At 70.2% G+C, this 17,985-nt stretch carries 15 protein-coding genes and 1 pseudogene; 4 read left to right on the top strand and 12 right to left on the bottom strand.

Translation table 11 applies throughout. From position 1 onward, the window contains the following. Positions 1-51 precede the first annotated feature (51 nt). Positions 52-855 (bottom strand): hypothetical protein, encoded by an 804-nt coding sequence (locus tag ACWDNU_RS40690; RefSeq protein WP_037814632.1) that lies wholly within the window; start codon positions 853-855, stop codon positions 52-54. After that, positions 855-2,318 (bottom strand): hypothetical protein, encoded by a 1,464-nt coding sequence (locus ACWDNU_RS40685; protein WP_370940507.1) that lies wholly within the window; start codon positions 2,316-2,318, stop codon positions 855-857. The genes ACWDNU_RS40690 and ACWDNU_RS40685 overlap by 1 nt, the downstream gene beginning before the upstream one ends. 77 nt (positions 2,319-2,395) lie before the next feature. On the opposite strand from ACWDNU_RS40685, the gene ACWDNU_RS40680 reads away from it, so the two are divergent. Further along, complete coding sequence (locus tag ACWDNU_RS40680; protein ID WP_449672768.1) at positions 2,396-2,836, top strand: PPOX class F420-dependent oxidoreductase; 441 nt, start codon at positions 2,396-2,398, stop codon at positions 2,834-2,836. Between the two features lie 208 nt (positions 2,837-3,044). Further along, positions 3,045-5,090: pseudogene (locus ACWDNU_RS40675) on the top strand (PQQ-dependent sugar dehydrogenase); the annotation flags it as partial. Between the two features lie 51 nt (positions 5,091-5,141). On the opposite strand, the gene ACWDNU_RS40670 reads toward ACWDNU_RS40675, so the two are convergent. The 5 genes from ACWDNU_RS40670 to uvrC all read right to left on the bottom strand — a co-directional run bounded on the left by ACWDNU_RS40670 (position 5,142) and on the right by uvrC (position 11,554). Further along, a complete protein-coding gene (locus ACWDNU_RS40670; protein ID WP_449672767.1) occupies positions 5,142-6,119 on the bottom strand; it encodes an LLM class flavin-dependent oxidoreductase in 978 nt (325 codons plus the stop codon). Positions 6,120-6,623: 504 nt separating this feature from the next. Then, positions 6,624-7,613 carry a DNA-binding protein WhiA gene (whiA, locus tag ACWDNU_RS40665; protein ID WP_093574335.1) on the bottom strand — a complete coding sequence of 330 codons (990 nt, stop codon included), beginning with the start codon at positions 7,611-7,613 and terminating at the stop codon, positions 6,624-6,626. A gap of 36 nt (positions 7,614-7,649) precedes the next feature. Continuing rightward, positions 7,650-8,612: a gluconeogenesis factor YvcK family protein gene (locus tag ACWDNU_RS40660; RefSeq protein WP_449672770.1), complete on the bottom strand. Its 963-nt coding sequence runs from the start codon at positions 8,610-8,612 to the stop codon at positions 7,650-7,652. A 1-nt stretch (position 8,613) separates the two neighbouring features. Next, the gene (gene rapZ / locus ACWDNU_RS40655) at positions 8,614-9,471 is read right to left on the bottom strand and encodes an RNase adapter RapZ (protein WP_020658140.1); all 858 of its coding nucleotides are present in this window, start codon (positions 9,469-9,471) and stop codon (positions 8,614-8,616) included. A gap of 52 nt (positions 9,472-9,523) precedes the next feature. Continuing rightward, positions 9,524-11,554, bottom strand: coding sequence for an excinuclease ABC subunit UvrC (gene uvrC, locus ACWDNU_RS40650; RefSeq protein WP_449672766.1), 2,031 nt, complete (start codon positions 11,552-11,554; stop codon positions 9,524-9,526). Between the two features lie 277 nt (positions 11,555-11,831). Between uvrC and ACWDNU_RS40645 the strand changes: the two genes are divergently transcribed. Then, complete coding sequence (locus tag ACWDNU_RS40645) at positions 11,832-12,629, top strand: exodeoxyribonuclease III (protein ID WP_449672765.1); 798 nt, start codon at positions 11,832-11,834, stop codon at positions 12,627-12,629. Positions 12,630-12,633: 4 nt separating this feature from the next. On the opposite strand, the gene ACWDNU_RS40640 is transcribed toward ACWDNU_RS40645, so the two are convergent. From ACWDNU_RS40640 to rpe, 5 genes are all read right to left on the bottom strand, one after another. Then, positions 12,634-13,080, bottom strand: coding sequence for a PH domain-containing protein (locus ACWDNU_RS40640; protein WP_449672764.1), 447 nt, complete (start codon positions 13,078-13,080; stop codon positions 12,634-12,636). Positions 13,081-13,085: 5 nt separating this feature from the next. Next, the gene (gene ribH, locus ACWDNU_RS40635; RefSeq protein WP_370938750.1) at positions 13,086-13,592 is read right to left on the bottom strand and encodes a 6,7-dimethyl-8-ribityllumazine synthase; all 507 of its coding nucleotides are present in this window, start codon (positions 13,590-13,592) and stop codon (positions 13,086-13,088) included. Beyond that, complete coding sequence (locus ACWDNU_RS40630) at positions 13,589-14,860, bottom strand: bifunctional 3,4-dihydroxy-2-butanone-4-phosphate synthase/GTP cyclohydrolase II (protein ID WP_449672769.1); 1,272 nt, start codon at positions 14,858-14,860, stop codon at positions 13,589-13,591. The genes ribH and ACWDNU_RS40630 overlap by 4 nt, the downstream gene beginning before the upstream one ends. A gap of 93 nt (positions 14,861-14,953) precedes the next feature. Next, positions 14,954-15,559 carry a riboflavin synthase gene (locus ACWDNU_RS40625; RefSeq protein WP_344267282.1) on the bottom strand — a complete coding sequence of 202 codons (606 nt, stop codon included), beginning with the start codon at positions 15,557-15,559 and terminating at the stop codon, positions 14,954-14,956. Between the two features lie 85 nt (positions 15,560-15,644). Next, positions 15,645-16,328, bottom strand: coding sequence for a ribulose-phosphate 3-epimerase (gene rpe / locus ACWDNU_RS40620; protein ID WP_449672763.1), 684 nt, complete (start codon positions 16,326-16,328; stop codon positions 15,645-15,647). Positions 16,329-16,497: 169 nt separating this feature from the next. Here rpe and phoA point away from each other — a divergent pair, with 169 nt between their 5' ends. Continuing rightward, positions 16,498-17,901, top strand: coding sequence for an alkaline phosphatase (gene phoA, locus ACWDNU_RS40615; protein WP_449672762.1), 1,404 nt, complete (start codon positions 16,498-16,500; stop codon positions 17,899-17,901). Positions 17,902-17,985: the final 84 nt, after the last annotated feature.

Here is a 17,985-nt window from a genome sequence, read left to right as displayed (position 1 = left end):
CCCTGAGGGAATCTGATTCCCTCAGGGTTCCCCTCACGGACTTCGGTTCCCTCACTGCAGCGTGTCCGAGGCCGTCGCGCGCAGCGTTCCCCCGGCCCCGGCGACCGCGACGACGTCGAGCGCGAGCAAGTCGTCGAACGCGGCGTCCGCGGCCAGCTCGCGCACCTGGATCTGATACCGCGGCGTCGTGCGGTAAGTGCCGCCCTGTTCGTCGCTCACCTGCACCAAAAAGCCTTGGTCGGCAAGGAAACGCAGCGCCCGCGACACCATCCCGCGTGTGGTGTCCGCAGCCATCCGGCCGTCCTTCGTCGCCGCGGCGGCCGGACGGCGGGCATACGCGCGCCACGCCTGTTCCAGCTCCGGCGCGTCCGCGAGCGGGTCGTTGTTGGCCTCGGCCAGCTGCGCGCGCTCGTCGAGCACACGCGCGGCTTCACGGACCATCGCGTCGACCTGCTCGACGCTCACCCGGCCGATGTACGTGTCGTTGGCCAGATCGTCCGGCCGCGGGTAGCCGAGCGCGGCCGTCGCGAGGTGGATCAGGCCGTGCAGCACCTTTTCCGTCTCGCGCCGCTCGCGGATTTTGGCTTGCCGCGCGTAGCTGTCCATCTTGATCTCGAAGACGGACTCGTCGGTGGCCGCGAGCACGCATCCGGCCTGCTGCGTCACCTCCAGCACCATCAGCCCGAGCCCGGACGCGACCGCGTGGGTGAGCGCCTTGAACGCGTTGTCCTCGCCGTAGCGGCGCACCAGCTCGCCGTACACGACGTCGCGGGCGGGCAACTGCTTCGGGCGCATGCCGAAAGCGACGAGGCGCGCGGCGGCCTCGGCGTCGACGCTCGTGTGCGTCACGGGCATCAGGCGACCTCCTCGGTCTCGTCGTCAGCTCGTTCGACCTCCGCAGTGGACAGCAGCAGATCGGCCCCGCCGAACTCCGGGTCGTCGAGCAGGGTGCCGTCGTCGACGGCGAGCAGCACGTGGCGTTCCCCCTGCCGGCGCGCCGCGCCGACCTCGGGACTGTAAGCGTGCACCGCGCGCAGCGCGACCAGGGACGCCAGGTTCGGCTGCCCGGAGCGGCGCGCGTCCTCCAGCAGCCCGGACAGCCGGCGCGGCACGTCGGGCAGGTCGAGCAGTTCGTCGGCGAGCCGCCACACGTCGTCGCCGAAGCGGTCGGTCACCTCGGCGGGCACCAGCTCCGGTTCCGGGACCTCGCCGACCAGCTGGTCGCGTTCCGGGGCGGGCCGCAGCAGCAGCGACACCAGCGAGGACAGCGACGGCACGACCGGCGTCGTGATGCCCGCGACGGCGTGGAAGAAGTGCTCGGCGGGCGCGGTGGCGTCGGCGAGCGGCAGGCCGAGCGTCGGCATCAGGAGCTGGCCGAACAGGTCGATCGTGGCCCGCTGCGGCGGTCCGGAGAACTGCTGGCGGTCCTGTTCGGCGCGGAAGACCGCACCGGCGTCGGCCAGCCGCGACTGGAGCCGGGTGTGGCGGCGGATGCAGTCGGCGACGATGTCGACCAGCTCGGCCGCGCGGCGCTTGTGGTCGGCGTCCTCGGATTCGTCGCGCGCGGTGGTGATGTTCTTGAGGATCGCGTTTTCCGCGCGGAACCGGGACTCGATGTGCCCGAGTGCCGATTCGATCAGCTCCGGCACCTCGCTCTCCCAGTCGACCGCGCGCACGTCACGACGGGTGGCGTCGAGTTTCGCGCGCAGCGTCTCGCCGTACTGCACGGTGCGGTAGCGCGCCTGCTCCGCAGCGAGCTTCGCGTCGGCGAGGCGGCCGCGGTTGATCAGGTTCTCCAGCTTCACCTCGGCCGCGATCTGCGCCGACTCGACGTCCGTGTCCAGCGCGCCGACCAGCACGTTGATCGCCTCGTCGGTGGCGCGCAGGTACACCTCGCCGTCCGGCGCGGCCAGCTCGACCAGGAGCTTGAAGTCGAACTGGCGGCGCTGGTAGCCGCCAGGGCCGAGCGAGCCGTACACACGTCGGAAGCCGCGGTCGGTGGTGCCGACGTTGATCAGGTTGTCCAGCACCCACTTCGCGACGCGCACGTGCTCTTCCGGCATCCGCGAGGGCGCCTGCAGCGAGATGAACGGCAGCAGCCGGTCGATGACCTGGTCGTGGCCCGCGCCGGTGTCGAAGTCCATCGCGATGGTGACCTGGTCGATCGTGTGCAGCGCGATCTCGGCCATCTGGTAGACGGTGGCGTCGGCCCAGTCGAGCTTCGCCTTGCGCGCGTCGAGGTCGTGCAACGGCGCGGTGCAGGCGAGCGCCTTCAGCCGACGGGTCAGCCCCTCGTCGGCGAGTCCGGCCGCGCCCATCTCGTCGTATCGCACAGCAGGTCAGGCTAGTCGGCCTGCCCGGGCGCCCGCACACGCGGACGGCTAGCGTGGCGGGCATGCGGGAGATGACCAGGGCGGAGTGGTGGAAGTTCGCGAGCGAGGGCACGCGGACCGGGATGCTGGGGATCGTGCGGGCCAACGGGGCGCCCGTCGTCACGCCGGTGTGGTTTCTGCTGAACGAGGGGCCTGGCGGTGACGAATTGATCTTCACCACCGGCACGGACACGCTGAAAGGCAAGGCCCTGCGCCGCGACGCGCGGATCTCGCTGGCCGTCGACGACCAGCGGCCGCCGTTCTCGTACGTGCAGTTCACCGCCGAAGCGGAGCTGCACCACGACCTCGACGAAATGCGCGAGTGGGCCACCAAGCTCGGCGCGCGGTACATGGGCGAGGAGAACGGCCCGGCCTACGGCGAGCGCAACGCCGTCCCCGAAGAATCCCTCGTCCGGGCGAGGATCACGAAGGTGATCGCGCGGGCGGACATCGCCGGCTTCTGACCCGCCGGTTCCTCCGGCTTGCGCTCCGCGGCTACGGCTGCGGAGCGTAATGCCGCGATCGCACTATTGACACCGCACCTGCCGAGGGTGTGTGATCTGTCCCGATAAATAGGAAACTTTCCTAACGAAGACTGTGCAGTTCCCCGCCGCCGCCCCGATCCCCCTCAAGCAGGAGGCCCCCGTGGCACGACGCTCGACGTTGAGCGCGCTGTTCGCCGGTACCGCGGCGACCGCGCTCGGCTGCGCACTGCTGACCCCCGTGACCGCGACCGCGGCGACCGGGGATTACGAGTCCGAGGACGCGACACTCTCCCAGGCCAAGATCGCCACGAACCACTCCGGGTACTCCGGCAAGGGATTCGTGGACTTCGACAATCTCGTCGGCAGCTACGCCGACTACTCGGTCAACGCGGCACAGGCCGGCACGCACACGCTGACTTTCCGCTACGCCAACGGAACCGCCGACGACCGCCCGATGAAGCTCGTGGTCGACGGCGGCGACAAGGGCACGGTTTCCTTCCCTGGCACGGGTTCCTGGACGACGTGGAAGACCGTCACCACGACCGTGCAGCTCACCGCGGGCGTCAACCACGTGCGCACCGTTTCAGCGTCCGCGAACGGCGGGCCCAACACTGACAAGATCACCGACAGCTTCAGCGCCCCGGCCGACAACGAACCGCCGACGCCGCCGAAGAACTTCCAGGCGTCGAACATCCGGCCCACCGCGGCCGATTTCCGCTGGGACCCGGCCACGGACAACGTCGGCGTCACGCGGTACGAGATCAACCGCGGCGGCAACACGCTGAAGGTCGTGGACGGCAAGACCACTTCGGCGACCGTCGACCAGTTGACGCCGAACACGTCGTACGACATCTCGGTGATCGCCTACGACGCGGCGGGCAACCCGTCCCAGCCGAGCAACGTCGTCGGAGTGAAAACCCCGCCTAGCGACGACAAAACCCCGCCGAGCGTGCCCGGTTCGCTCAAGGCGACCGGCAGCACTTCGGACAGCATTTCGTTGTCCTGGAAGGCTTCCACCGACGACAGCGGCTCGATCGCCGGTTACGACGTGTACCAGGGCACGGATATCGTCTCGACCACGACGCAGACTTCGGCGACGGTCACCGACCTCAAACCGAACACTTCCTACACGTTCACCGTGAAGGCGCGTGACCCCAACGGAAACGCGTCCGCGGCGAGCAACGCGGTCACCGCGAAGACGACCAGCAGCAGCGGTGCGGGCGGCGGAATCCCCTCGTACGACAAGGACATCGCGAAGGTCGACCTCGGCTGGGCCGTCGGTTTCCTGCCGAACGGCAACGCGCTGGTGACCGAACGGGACCGGTTCGAGCTGCTGCAGATCACCCCGGACGGCAAGAAGACGACGCTCGGCAAGATCCCCGGCGTGGTCACGACGAACGGCGAGGGCGGCCTGCTCGGGCTGGCGATTTCGCCGCAGTGGAACACCGACCACGCGGTGTACCTGTACCACACGTCGTCCAGCGACAACCGGATCGTGAAGGTCACCTACGACGGCACCACGCTGTCGAAGACCACGACCCCGGTGCTGACCGGCATGTCGAAAAACCAGTACCACAACGGCGGCCGGATCGCGTTCGGCCCGGACGGCAAGCTGTACGCCACCGTCGGCGACGCGAAGGTCAAGGCGAACGCGCAGAACAAGAGCTCGCTCAACGGCAAGATCCTGCGGCTCAACCCGAACGGTTCCGCGCCGAGCGACAACCCGTTCTACGCCACCGGCGGCAACGCGCGGTACGTCTGGAGCTACGGGCACCGCAACCCGCAAGGCCTCGCCTGGGATTCGCAAGGGCGGCTGTGGTCGTCGGAGTTCGGCGAGAGCAGCCAGGACGAGCTGAACCTGATCCAAAAGGGCGGCAACTACGGCTGGTCGGCCTGCGAGGGCACGATCGGCGACTGCAGCGGGACGATCGCGCCGAAGAAGACGTGGCCGACCTCGCAGGCCGGGCCGTCGGGCATCGAGATCGTGAACGACTGGATCTACATCGCCGCGGTGACCGGCAAGCAGCTGTTCGCGACGCAGATCAAGGGCGACAGCATCGGCACGGTGTCCGCGGTGTTCTCCGGCCGCTGGGGCCGCCTGCGCTCGGTGACCAAGACGCCGGACGGGCACCTCTGGGTGACCTCGACGAACAACGACAAGCTCGGCGGCACGCCGGACACCATCGACAACGTGGTGGTGCAGCTGAAGTTCCCCGGCGCGGGTCTCGCCGGATAAGCCGCGGCAGGGTGACCGGAGCGGCGCCGGTCACCCTGCCGCACCTTTTCATGCTCCGGCCACCAGTTCGTAACAGCGGATGCGCGCCTTCGCGTCGAACACCGGCACTGTGACCATGATTTCGTCCGCACCGGTCTGCTTAGCCAGCTCAGCCAGCCGCGCTTGGACCTGGTCCGGTTCGCCGTACGCCTGCGCGGCGCGGAAGTGTTCGAGCTGCGGAACCATCTCCGGCGCGAACTCGTACTCGGCGGCCTGCTCCGGGGTCAGCATCGGCTGGTCTCCCCCGCCGCCGGTGAGCAGGTGGGATTTGAGGACGTTCATCGGCCCGGACAGGTATTCGGCCTCGGCGTCGGTGTCCGCGCAGATCGTCTCGACGCACAGCAGCACGTACGGCTCGGACCGCCACTTCGAGGGCCGGAACTTCTCCCGGTACCGCTCCAGCGAGGGCGCGGTGTTGTCCGGCCGGATGTGATGCGCGAACGCGATCGGCAGCCCGCGCTCGGCCGCGACCTCCGCGCCCGCCGGGCTGGAGCTGAGCAGCCACGGCTCCGGCACGGTCACCCCGCCCGGGAGCACCTTCTCGCTGCCGAGATGCCTCAGCAACTCGTCGACATCCGCGTGGTAGTCGGCCTCTCCGGCCGGTTCGGCTCCTCGGCGCAGCGCACGGATGATCTCCGGATCGAGCGCACCCGGCCCGCGCCCGACGCCGAGATCGACCCGGCCGCCGCTGAGGGCGGAAAGCGTGCCGAACTGCTCAGCCAGCGCGAACGGCGCGTGGTTCGGCGCGAGGACCCCGCCGGACCCGACGCGCACCCGCGACGTCACCGCGGCCGCATACGCCGCGAGCACCTGCGGGGACGCGCTGGCGATCGCCGGGGAACCGTGATGCTCGGCGAACCAGAGGCGGTGGTAGCCGAGGTCGTCGAGCCGCCGAGCGACCGAGGACAGCGGCCCGAGCGCCGCCGTGGCCGACTGCCCGGCTTCGACGAGCGCGAGTTCAAGTGCGGAAAGCGGCACATCGATCATGGCCCCCACGGTAGCGAACCCGGTGGTGTGGCGGGAGTGATTTGTCCACTGTGGACGAAATCTTGGCGGCCGGACGCGGCTGAGCTGAGCAGGTGCGAGGCTCAGTACGGGGCGGTGGGCAGGTGCTCCGAGGAGCGGCAACGCACGCGTGGCAAGCGCGACGGAACACACGTAGCGGGCGGAACGATCCGCTCACCGCGCGGAGCGAGCCAAGGCGCGTCAACGAGGCAGGCGGAAGTGCGAGGGGGCGGCAAGCCGGGCAGCGGGGTGGTCGTGAGTGGCTGCCCCGGTTAGAACCGTGATCAGCACTCACAAGCCCCGCACCCACGCTCAGCCGCCGCTTCCCGCCGCTCCCCGCAGCTTCCCGCCACAGCCCGGCCGCTTCCCGGCAGCTTCCCGCCACAGCCCCGCGCTTCCCGCCGCAGCCCCGGCAGCTTCGCGGCTGCCTCGCCCCCCGGCCTGAACCCGGCCGCCTCGCTCCCCAGCGTGAACCCGACAGCCGCGTCAGGCTTCTTCCTCCAGCATTTCCGGCGTCACCGCTGATTCGGTGTCCGGGATGCTCAGTTCCTTCGCCCGCTTGTCCGCCATCGCCAGCAGCCGCCGGATCCGGCCGGCTACCGCGTCTTTCGTCATCTGCGGGTCGGACAGCTGGCCCAGTTCCTCGAGCGACGCCTGGCGGTTCGACAAGCGCAGGCGACCGGCGGCGAGCAGGTGGTCCGGAGCGGTGTCGCCCAGGATTTCCAGAGCCCGCTCCACCCGGGCGGCCGCCGCGACTGCCGCGCGGGCCGAGCGGCGCAGGTTCGCGTCGTCGAAGTTCGCGAGGCGGTTGGCGGTCGCGCGGACTTCCCGGCGCATCCGGCGTTCTTCCCACTGCAGCACGCTCGTGTGCGCGCCCAGGCGGGTCAGCAGGGCTCCGATGGCGTCACCGTCGCGGACCACGACCCGGTCCGCTCCCCGCACCTCGCGGGACTTCGCCTGGATGCCCATCCGGCGGGCGGCTCCGACCAGTGCCAGGGCCGCTTCCGGGCCCGGGCAGGTCACCTCGAGGGACGACGAACGGCCCGGTTCGGTCAGCGAGCCGTGGGCCAGGAAGGCGCCGCGCCAAGCCGCTTCGGCGTCGGCCACCCCGCCGGACACCACGGCGGCGGGCAGGCCGCGCACGGGGCGTCCGCGCTGGTCGATCAGGCCGGTCTGCCGAGCCAAGCCCTCGCCGTCCTTCACCACGCGCACGACGTACCGCGTCCCCTTGCGCAGGCCGCCGCTCGCGGTGATCACGTGCACGTCCGAATGATGCCCGTACAGCTCGTGGATCTCCTTGCGCAGCCGCCGCGCGACCGAACCCGTGTCCAGCTCCGCCTCGACCACGACCCGGCCGGCCACGATGTGCAGCCCGCCCGCGAAGCGAAGCAGCGACGCGACCTCCGCCCGGCGCGGCCCGATCTTCGTGATCTCGAGCCGGCTCAGTTCGTCCTTCACCGCGGCGGTCATCGCCATGTACTGCCCCTCCTGCCTTTCGCTGCGCGCCCGCCGTCACCCACAGTGCTCCCCGCCGAGGCCTAGTGCCTCTCGCATGCACTGGGCGAGCGCACCTGGATCATGCCGTCCCTCCACGACCGGGTCGGCCACCGCCCCCAGGCAGGCCCTCGCTCCCAGGCGTTCGGCCGCCCGGCGCAGGCTTGCCGGGTCAGGGACGGAATCACGGTCAGCGACGACGGCGTCGACCCGCAGCGCGGGCGCGTGCTCGAAGAGTACGTCCAGATGCCGCTCCGGGGAGAATCCGCCGGTTTCCCCCGGTTGGGGGACCAAGTTCAGCACGACGACCTTCGTGGCCGTCGTGCGCACGAGCGCGTCGTGCAGATCCGGGACGAGCAAATGCGGCAGCACGCTGGTGAACCACGAGCCAGGCCCGAGGAACACGACGTCCGCCTCCAGCACCGCCTCGATCGCCTCCGCGCAGCCGCGCGGCGGGCGTTCCTGGCGGCCTGCCGGGTGCAAGGTGATGCGGTGCACCTGGCCGGGGGTGCTGGCGACCGCGACCTGGCCGCGGATCCGCCGGATCGCGTCCGGGTTCTCGCTGTCCAGGCCGCTGACCTCGCCCTCGATCTCCAGCGGCTCCGGCGACATCGGCAGCACGCGGCCGGAGATGCCCATCAGCCTGCTGGCCTCGTCGAGCGCGGCCACCGGGTCGCCGAGCACCTCGAACAACCCGGCGAGCAGCAGGTTCCCGACGGCGTGCCCGGCGAGCGCGCCGTCGCCGCCGAAGCGGTGCTGGAACACCTCCGCCCACAGCCGCCCGCCGTCCTCCGCGGCGAAGGCGGCGAACGCCTGGCGCAGGTCGCCCGGCGGCAGCAGCCCCAGTTCGCGCCGCAGCCTGCCGGACGATCCGCCGTCGTCGGCCACCGTCACCACCGCCGTGACGGCGCGGGTGATCCGCCGGAGCGCGGTCAGCGTCGCGTGCAGCCCGTGTCCTCCGCCCAGCGCCACCGCGCGCACGTCACTCCCGGCCAAGATCCCGGTGCACCACCTTTACTGCCATGCCGTCCTCATTGGACAGTCGCTGGGCGAGTTCCTCGGAGATCGCTACGCTGCGGTGTTTGCCGCCGGTGCAGCCGACCGCGAGCGTCAGGTACCGCTTGCCCTCGCGCTTGTAGCCGGCGCCGATGAGCCGCAGCAGCTGGTGGTAACGGTCGAGGAACTCCTCGGCGCCTTCCTGCGACAGGACGTAATTGCGCACCTCGCCGTCGAGGCCGGTGTGCTCGCGCAGCTCCGGGATCCAGAACGGGTTCGGCAAGAACCGCACGTCCATCACCAGGTCGGCGTCCATCGGCAAACCGTACTTGTAGCCGAAGGACAGCACGGTGACGCGGGTCTGCGTGCTGGCCTCGGAGCCGAACGCGTCCTCGATTTTCGCGCGCAGGTCGTGCACCGACAGCGCGGACGTGTCGAGCACCAGGTCAGCCTCCTCGCGCAGCGGCGAAAGCAGCTTGCGCTCGGCGGTGATGCCGTCGGCGAGCCTGCCGTCGCCCTGCATCGGATGGCCGCGGCGGACCGATTCGAAGCGGCGCACCAGCACCGCGTCGGTGGCCTCCAGGAACAGCACGCGCGGCTTGTACCCGCGCGCGTCCAGGTCCTTGATCACCGAGGCCAGGTCGTCGGTGAACGCGCGCGAACGCACGTCCATCACCACCGCCACCTTCGTGATCGCCCCCCGCGCCTGCGCGCCGAGCTCGACCATTGTGGCGATCAGCTCCGGCGGCAGGTTGTCGACCACGAACCAGCCGAGGTCCTCCAGGCATTTGGCCGCCGTGGAGCGGCCCGCGCCGGAGAGGCCGGACACGACCGCGACCTCCATCCCGCTGCCCCGTTTTTCCTCTTCCGCACTCACTTGTGTGCTTCCTTCCCGATCACGACCCCTGGTCCCCTCCCGGTACTGCTCGCGGTGCGGCGCCGGTCTCCCCGGCCAGTGCCGCCACCACGGCCTCGGCGGTGCGCCTGCCGAAACCGGGCACCGCTTCGATTTCCTCGACCCGGGCCTGCTTGAGCTTCTTCACCGAGCCGAAGTGCTTGATCAGCGCGGTGCGCCGAGCCTGCCCGAGTCCGGGCACACTGTCCAATTCGGACGTCTGCATGCGCTTGGCGCGTTTTTCGCGGTGGTAGCGAATGGCGAACCGGTGCGCCTCGTCGCGCAGCCGCTGCAGCAGGAACAGCGCGTCGGACGTGCGCGGCAGGATCATCGGATCCGGTTCTCCCGGCAGCCACACCTCTTCGAGCCGCTTCGCGAGCCCGACGACGGCGATGTCGGTGATGCCCAGTTCGGCCAGCACGTCCGCGGCGGCGGTGGCCTGCGGGCCCGCGCCGTCGACGACCAGCAGGTTCGGCGGATAGGCGAATTTGCGCGGGCGGCCGGTCTCCGGGTCGATCCCGGCGCGCACCGGCTGGATCGCCTCGTCCCCCGCTTCCTCGACGGTCTCGTCCGCGGTTTCCGTTGTCTCAGCCGCGTTTTCGGCGGTTTCCTTGAGATAGCGGTAGAACCGCCGCCGCACGACCTCCGCGATGGACGCGACGTCGCCCTCGGTCGCCGCCTCGCGCAGCGCGAACTTGCGGTACTCGGACTTGCGCGGCAGCCCGTCCTCGAACACCACCAGCGACGCCACGACGTCGCTGCCCTGGATGTGGCTGATGTCGATGCATTCGATGCGCAGCGGCGCGGTGTCGAGCGCCAGGTAGTCCTGGAGTTCCTGCAGCGCCGCGGACCGCGCGGTGAGATCGCCCGCGCGGCGCAGTTTGTGCTGGGTGAACGCTTCCTTCGCGTTGCGCTCCACGGTTTCCGCGAGCGCCTTCTTGTCGCCGCGCTGCGCGACCCGCAGCCGCACCCGCGACCCGCGCAGGCCGGACAGCCACTCCTCGACCGCGTCGGCGTCCGCGGGCAGCTCCGGCACCAGGACCTCGCGCGGGACGACCGGCCCCGTCTCGACGTCGTCGCGGCCCACGCGGTCGGATTCCTCGCCGTAGAACTGGGTGAGGAAGTGGTCGACCAGCGCTTGGACGTCCATCTCCTCGGCCTTGTCGATCACCCAGCCGCGCTGCCCGCGCACGCGCCCGCCGCGCACGTGGAAGACCTGGACGGCGGCCTCGAGTTCGTCGTGCGCGAAGGCGACGACATCGGCGTCTGTGCCGTCGCCGAACACCACGGCCTGCTTCTCCATCGCGCGACGCAACGCGCCGAGGTCGTCCCGCAGCCGCGCGGCCCGTTCGAACTCCAGCTCCTCCGACGCCGCGGCCATCTCCCGTTCGAGCCGCTTCACCATCGCGTCCGTGCGGCCGGCGAGGAAGTCGCAGAAGTCCTCGACGATCGCCCGGTGCTCGTCCGCCGACACCCGGCCGACGCACGGTGCCGAGCACTTGTCGATGTAGCCGAGCAGGCACGGCCGCCCGATCTGCCCGTGGCGGCGGAAGACGCCGGTGGAACAGGTGCGGGCGGGGAAAACGCGCAGGAGAAGGTCGAGGGTTTCGCGGATCGCCCACGCGTGCGAGTACGGCCCGAAGTAGCGGACGCCCTTCTTGCGCGCGCCGCGGTAGACGTGCAGTCGGGGGAATTCCTCGTTCAGCGTGACCGCGAGGACCGGGTAGCTCTTGTCGTCGCGGTAGCGGACGTTGAAGCGAGGGTCGAACTCCTTGATCCAGTTGTACTCCAACTGGAGCGCCTCGACCTCGGTGCCGACGACGGTCCACTCGACGCTCGCCGCGGTGGTGACCATCTGCCGCGTGCGCGGATGAAGGCCGGACAGGTCGGCGAAGTACGAGTTCAGCCTGCTGCGCAGGCTCTTCGCTTTGCCGACGTAGATGACCCGCTTGGCGTCGTCGCGGAACTTGTAGACGCCAGGCGAGTCCGGGATGCTCCCCGGCTGAGGTCGGTAGGTGGTCGGATCAGCCACGTGCCCCACTGTATGGCGAGGGTCCGACAGTTTCCGTGAGACCCCACCGGCTGGAACGAGACGGCCGCATGACTCTCCGCTCCAGCAGTCCTCCGTGAAGGGCTCCTTGCAGGAATCTGATTCCCTCAAGGAGCCCTGCACGGACATCTGCATTGCGTACCAGGCGGAGCCCGGACACCCGGCGGACGCGCATCGATCGTGGCGCCGCGACCGGGAGCCGACACCGGCCTGCCGGTACCGTAGCCACGCCGACCCGCAGAACGATCAGGGAGCAGCCATGACCGTCCGCGTCGCCACCTGGAACGTCAATTCCATCGTTCCCCGGCTGCCTCGCGTGCTCGACTGGCTCGACCGCACCGCGCCGGACGTGCTCTGCCTGCAGGAACTCAAGAACACCACCGAAGCCTTCCCCGCCGACGAGATCACCGCGCGCGGGTACGAGGTCGCTGCTTACGGGCTCGGGCGGTGGAACGGCGTCGCGATCCTCTCCAAGATCGGGCTCGACGACGTGGTGCGCGGGCTGCCGGGCGAACCGGGCTTCGACGGGCAGGCCGAGGCGCGCGCGATCGGCGCGACGTGCGGTGGGATCCGCATCTGGTCGGTGTACGTGCCGAACGGGCGCGAGCCGGAAAACCCGCACTACGCCTACAAACTCGAGTGGTTCGAGAAGCTCAGCGATCTGGTCGGCGAAGAGCTGCAGCACGCGCGTCCGTTCGCGGTGCTGGGCGACTTCAACGTTGCGCCGACGGACCAGGACGTCTGGGACATCTCAGCTTTCGCCGATTCCACGCACGTCACCGAGCCCGAACGGGCAGCGCTGAAGAAGCTCCGCGACGCGGGACTGTCCGACGTTTTCCCGCGGCCGCTGAAGTACGACCACCCGTTCACGTACTGGGACTACCGCGCCGGGAACTTCCCCAACAACAAGGGAATGCGCATCGACCTCGTCTACGGGAACGAGGTTTTCGCCAAGGCGGTCACCGATTCCTACGTGGACCGCGAGGCCCGCAAGGGCAAGGGGCCGTCCGACCACGCACCGATCGTCGTGGACCTGGAGCTGGATCCGGGGCGGTAAAAACTCAAGCCTCGGTGGCGGCCCGGTGCAGCTTGCGCAGCGCCCGCACCGCCATCACCGCGCGTTCCCGGTCCACCGCCTGCACGGCCATCACCGAGAAGTACTCGTCGTCCGGCAGTTCCAGCCGGGCCCACGAGGCGCCGTCCGGGAAGCTGATCGACAGCACCTGATCCCAGGTGAACACGCGCCGCGCGAGGACGTTGCGGACCTCGATGCCGGTGGCGTCCGCGCGGACGCGGGCGTTGCCGAACAGCATCGTGCCCGCCGAGAGCGCGACGCCGATGCCGATCATCGCGATCTGGTCCGACGCCTCGAACACGACGCCGGTGTGCGAGCTGCGCAGCAAAACCGCCACGATCACGAACGCCGCGAGCAGCGCCACCGCCAGGACGCTGCACATCACGAGCGCCCGGCGCGGCCGGATCACCAGGGCGGTCTGCTCCTCGGTCATCACGCTCACACGAATCCCCGCTCGGTCCACGGCTTGTCGAGACCGCGCAGCACGTGCGCGGTGTCGAGCGCCGCCACGGCCGCTTCGTAGCCTTTGTCCTCCACGGAGCCGGGCATGCCGGAACGGTCCAGCGCCTGCTGCTCGGTGTCGCAGGTCAGCACGCCGTTGCCGACCGGGGTGCTCTCGTCGAGCGCGACCCGGGTGAGGCCGGCCGTGACCGCGTCGCATACATACTCGAAGTGCGGGGTGCCACCGCGGATCACGACGCCCAGCGCGACGACCGCGTCGTGGTTGCGCGCCAGCGCCTGCGCCGCGACCGGAAGCTCCACCGCGCCCGCCACGCGGATGACCGTGGGCTCTTCCTCCAGCCCGGCGTCTTTCGCCGCGGCGAGAGCGCGCTCCAGCAGCACGTCGGTGATCTTCGCGTTCCACCGCGTCGCGACGACCGCCAGCCGCAGGGACTTGCAGTCGCGCAGGTCGAGCGCGGCTTCCGGCCGCCCCTCGCCGCTCATCGCGTGGTGTCCTCCTCGGTGGCATGGTCGGACGCGCCGACCTGGTCGTAGTGCTCGAGCTGGCTGAGGTCGTGCCCCATCCGGTCGCGCTTCGTGCGCAGGTACCGCAGGTTTTCCGGGTTCGGCGAGATCGGCAGCGCGACCCGGCCGGTGACGCGCAGGCCGTAGCCCTCGAGGCCGACCCGCTTCGCCGGGTTGTTCGTGAGCAGCCGCATCGACCGGACGCCGAGGTCGCACAGGATCTGCGCGCCGGTGCCGTAGTCGCGCGCGTCGGCGGGAACGCCCAGCGCCAGGTTCGCGTCGACCGTGTCCGCGCCCGCGTCCTGCAGCTGGTAGGCCTGAAGCTTGTGCAGCAGGCCGATGCCGCGGCCTTCGTGCCCGCGGATGTAGAGCACGACCCCGCGGCCTTCGTCGGCCACCTTCTGCAGCGCGGCGTCCAGCTGCGGGCCGCAGTCGCAGCGCAGCGAACCGAAGACGTCGCCGGTGAGGCATTCGGAGTGGACGCGGACCAGGATGTCCTCGCCGTCGCCGATCTCGCCGTAGACGAACGCGACGTGCTCGATCCCGTCGAGCAGGCTGTCGTACCCGACCGCGCGGAACTCGCCCGCGGCCAACGGGATCCGCGCCTCGGCGACGCGCTCCACCTGCTTCTCGGTGCGCCGCCGGTAGGCGATCAGGTCCGCGATCGAAATGATTTTGAGGTCGTGGTCGGCGGCGAACACTTCCAGCTCGTCGCGCCGTGCCATGTCGCCCTCGTCCTTCTGCGACACGATCTCGCAGAGCGCGCCCGCCGGGTGCAGGCCCGCCAGCCGGGCCAGGTCCACCGCGGCCTCGGTGTGCCCGGGACGGCGCAGCACGCCGCCTTCCTTGGCGCGCAGCGGCACCACGTGCCCGGGGCGGCGGAAGTCCTTCGCGGTGGCTTCGGGGTCGGCCAGCAGCCGGGTGGTGTGCGCGCGGTCGGTGCCGGAGATGCCGGTGGTGATGCCCTCCGCCGCGTCGACCGTGACGCTGTACGCGGTCCCGCGCTGGTCCTGGTTCGTGTGGTACATCGGCGGCAGGTCGAGCCGGTCCGCCTCGGACTCGGTCAGCGCGACGCACACGTAACCCGAGGTGTAGCGCACCATGAACGCGAGCAGCTCCGGCGTCGCCTTCTCGGCGGCGAAGATGAGGTCGCCCTCGTTCTCGCGGTCCTCGTCGTCGACTACAACCACGGCGCGCCCGGCGGCGATGTCCGCGATCGCGGCTTCGATGGCGTCGACGTCTACCACCGCGCCTGCTCCGCACGGGGTCCAACCGGTCTGCGGCTCGGCCGCCTTCGTCTCGCTCACGGGTGCTCCTTCGCTGCCGCCGCCGGGTGGATGTCACACATTGTGCGCGTTCGCCGCCACGTGTGGCGCAGTGAGCTTCTCCACGTACTTCGCGACGACGTCCACTTCGAGGTTCACGTGGTCGCCTTCTTCCCGCCTGCCGAGGGTCGTCACCTCGAGCGTGGTGGGGATCAACGCGACCGAAAACCGGTCCTCCGAGACGCTCGCGACGGTGAGCGAAACGCCGTCGACGGCGATCGAACCCTTCTCCACGACGTACCGCGACAAGGCCGGGGGCAGGGAGAACGTCGTCACGCCGCGCTCGTCGCGGGAGACGAAGACGCCGGTGCCGTCCACGTGGCCCTGCATGATGTGCCCGCCGAGCCGCCCGCCCGCCGGGGTCGCGCGCTCGAGGTTCACCGCGTCGCCGACGGCCACCTTCGCGAGGCTCGAACGCTGGAGTGTTTCGTTCACCACATCGACGGTGAACTCGCCGCCCGAGACCGTGACGACGGTCAGGCAGACGCCGCTGACCGCGATCGAATCGCCGTGGCCCGCGTCCGAGGTGACCAACGGGCCGCGCACGGTGAGCCGAGCCGCGTCGGTGAGCTGCTCGACCGCCGTGACCTCGCCGACCTCTTCGACAATTCCCGTGAACACTGCTGCCTCCTCGCCCGGCCACCGCCCTCGGTGGCCCTTCCATCCAACACCCGTCGCGCCCCCGGGAGCTTCCCGGGGCGCGACGTCAGCTGACGCGGAGGCGGGCGGCCTGCTCGCGCAGCGCGGCGACGGCGCGGCCGGGGTCCTCGGCGCCGTAGACGGCCGAGCCCGCGACGAAGCAGTCGACGCCCGCTTCGGCGGCCTGTTCGATGGTGTCGGAGTTGATCCCGCCGTCGATCTCGACGATCAGCTTGAGGTGCCCGGTGTCGACCAGGCGGCGCGCGGTGCGCACCTTCTCCAGGACATCAGCGATGAACGACTGCCCGCCGAAGCCCGGTTCGACCGACATGACGAGCAGCGTGTCGTAGTGCTTGAGGGTTTCCAGATGCGGTTCGAGCGGCGTGCCCGGCTTGATCGACAGCCCCGCCTTCGCGCCCGCGGCGCGCAGGTTCTTCGCCAGCATGACCGGGTCCGCGGCGGCTTCCACGTGCACCGTGACGTTGTACGCGCCGGCCTCGGCGTAGCCGATCGCCCAGCGGTCCGGGTCGTCGATCATCAGGTGGCAGTCGATGGGGACGTCGGTCGACTTGAGGATCGACTGGACCACCGGGAGGCCAAGGGTCAGGTTGGGCACGAAGTGCGCGTCCATGACGTCCACGTGCACCCAGTCGGCCCGGGTCTCCCCGGGGCGCGCGACGGCAGCGATCTCCTCGCCGAGCTTGGCGAAGTCGGCGGACAGGATGCTGGGTGCGATGAGAGGTGAAGCCACGACCCGAGTGTAAGAGGACCCGGTTCCGGCCTGTTCACCGGCCGTGACCGCATCGGAGTTCGCTTTCCGGACACCGGGCGCTCATCCGGATTCTCCGCATCGAACACATCGGCGAGCACTAATGGGTCACATCCGGAAGTTCCGGACGAGAAGCACCTCGAGGAGAACCATGAGAACGGTCTTGGCAGGCCGCCGCAAGTGGCTGGCGGCGGGCGCGCTGGGCGTCGCGATGGTCGCCGCGGCCCCGGTCGCGATCGCCGCGCAGGGCAACCAGGACGACCAGGGCGCGCGCACCGCTTCGGCCGGCGCGGGCGACCGCACGCAGGAGGTCCGCCAGGCGATCCAGGGCGGGCACGCGCGCAACGTCATCCTGTTCATCGGCGACGGCATGGGCCAGTCCGAGATCACCTCGGCGCGCAACTACGAGCGCGGCGCGGCAGGCCGGCTCGCGATGGACGAGTTCCCGCTGACCGGCGACTACACCACGTACGCGGTCGAGAAGGGCAACCCGGCGAAGCCGGACTACGTCACCGACTCCGCGGCGTCGGGCACCGGCTGGGCGACCGGCACGAAGACCTACAACGGCGCGATTTCCGTTGATGCCTACGGCAACCCGGTCCCGACGCTGCTCGAGCTCGCGAAGCGCAGCGGTCTCCGCACCGGCGACGTGACCACCGCCGAGGTCCAGGACGCGACCCCGGCCGTGCTCGGCGCGCACGTCGTCGACCGCGACTGCAAGGGCCCGGACGAGACGACCAAGAAGTGCGCGCAGAACGCCAAGGAGAACGGCGGCGCGGGCTCGATCTCCGAGCAGCTCGTGCAGACCCGCCCGGACGTGCTCCTCGGCGGCGGCGCGAAGTACTTCGCCCAGTTGGCGACCGCCGGGCAGTTCAAGGGCAAGCCGGTTCTGGAGCAGGCCAAGGCCGCTGGGTACAACGTCGTCAACACGGCCGACGACCTGGCCAAGGCTCGTCCGGGCCAGCCGCTGCTCGGGCTGTTCGCCTCGGGCAACATGCCGGTGAACTGGAGCGGGCCGAAGGCGACGCAGGGCGGTACCGCGCCGACTCGCTGCACCCCGAACCCGGCGCTGCCGAAGACGCAGCCGAAGCTGGTGGCGCAGACGCAGAAGGCGTTGCAGCTGCTGGAGGATCGGCGCAGCAACAAGGGATTCTTCCTACAGGTCGAGGGTGCTTCGATCGACAAGCAGGACCACGCGGCTGACCCGTGCGGGCAGATCGGCGAGACGATCGACTTCGACGCGGCTGTCGCGGCTGGGCTCGCTTATGCGCGCAGCCACACCGACACGCTCGTCGTGGTGACTGCCGACCACGGGCACACCAGCCAGATCGTGTCCAACGACGCCAAGACTCCTGGCCAGACCGCCACGCTGATCACCAACGAGGGCGCGAACATGACCCTCAACTACGGCACGGCGCTGCCCGGTTCGTCGATGGAGCACACCGGCACGCAGGTCCGCATCGCGGCTTACGGGCCGCAGGCGGCGAACGTCGTGGGCTTGACCAACCAGACCGACCTGTTCGGCACGGTGAAGCGCGCTCTTCGCCTGCGCTGAGCCTGAAGTCCGTGAGGGGAACCCTGAGGGAATCTGATTCCCTCAGGGTTCCCCTCACGGCTTTCTACGCGGGCGAGGGCAGCA

It is taken from the genome of Amycolatopsis sp. NPDC003676, from assembly GCF_053587275.1.
Note: the sequence above shows the minus strand (reverse complement) of the source record. Positions and strands in the feature narration are given on the sequence as shown.

Excerpts from the sequence above, each read along its gene's own strand:
- ACWDNU_RS40680 (WP_449672768.1), top strand. The coding sequence starts at position 2,396 with ATGCGGGAGATGACCAGGGCGGAGTGGTGGAAGTTCGCGAGCGAGGGC.
- phoA (WP_449672762.1), top strand. The coding sequence starts at position 16,498 with ATGAGAACGGTCTTGGCAGGCCGCCGCAAGTGGCTGGCGGCGGGCGCG.
- rapZ (WP_020658140.1), bottom strand. The coding sequence starts at position 9,471 with ATGGAGGTCGCGGTCGTGTCCGGCCTCTCCGGCGCGGGCCGCTCCACG.
- whiA (WP_093574335.1), bottom strand. The coding sequence starts at position 7,613 with ATGGCGATGACCGCCGCGGTGAAGGACGAACTGAGCCGGCTCGAGATC.
- ACWDNU_RS40690 (WP_037814632.1), bottom strand. The coding sequence starts at position 855 with ATGCCCGTGACGCACACGAGCGTCGACGCCGAGGCCGCCGCGCGCCTC.
- ACWDNU_RS40640 (WP_449672764.1), bottom strand. The coding sequence starts at position 13,080 with ATGACCGAGGAGCAGACCGCCCTGGTGATCCGGCCGCGCCGGGCGCTC.
- ACWDNU_RS40645 (WP_449672765.1), top strand. The coding sequence starts at position 11,832 with ATGACCGTCCGCGTCGCCACCTGGAACGTCAATTCCATCGTTCCCCGG.
- ACWDNU_RS40670 (WP_449672767.1), bottom strand. The coding sequence starts at position 6,119 with ATGATCGATGTGCCGCTTTCCGCACTTGAACTCGCGCTCGTCGAAGCC.
- ribH (WP_370938750.1), bottom strand. The coding sequence starts at position 13,592 with ATGAGCGGCGAGGGGCGGCCGGAAGCCGCGCTCGACCTGCGCGACTGC.
- ACWDNU_RS40685 (WP_370940507.1), bottom strand. The coding sequence starts at position 2,318 with ATGGGCGCGGCCGGACTCGCCGACGAGGGGCTGACCCGTCGGCTGAAG.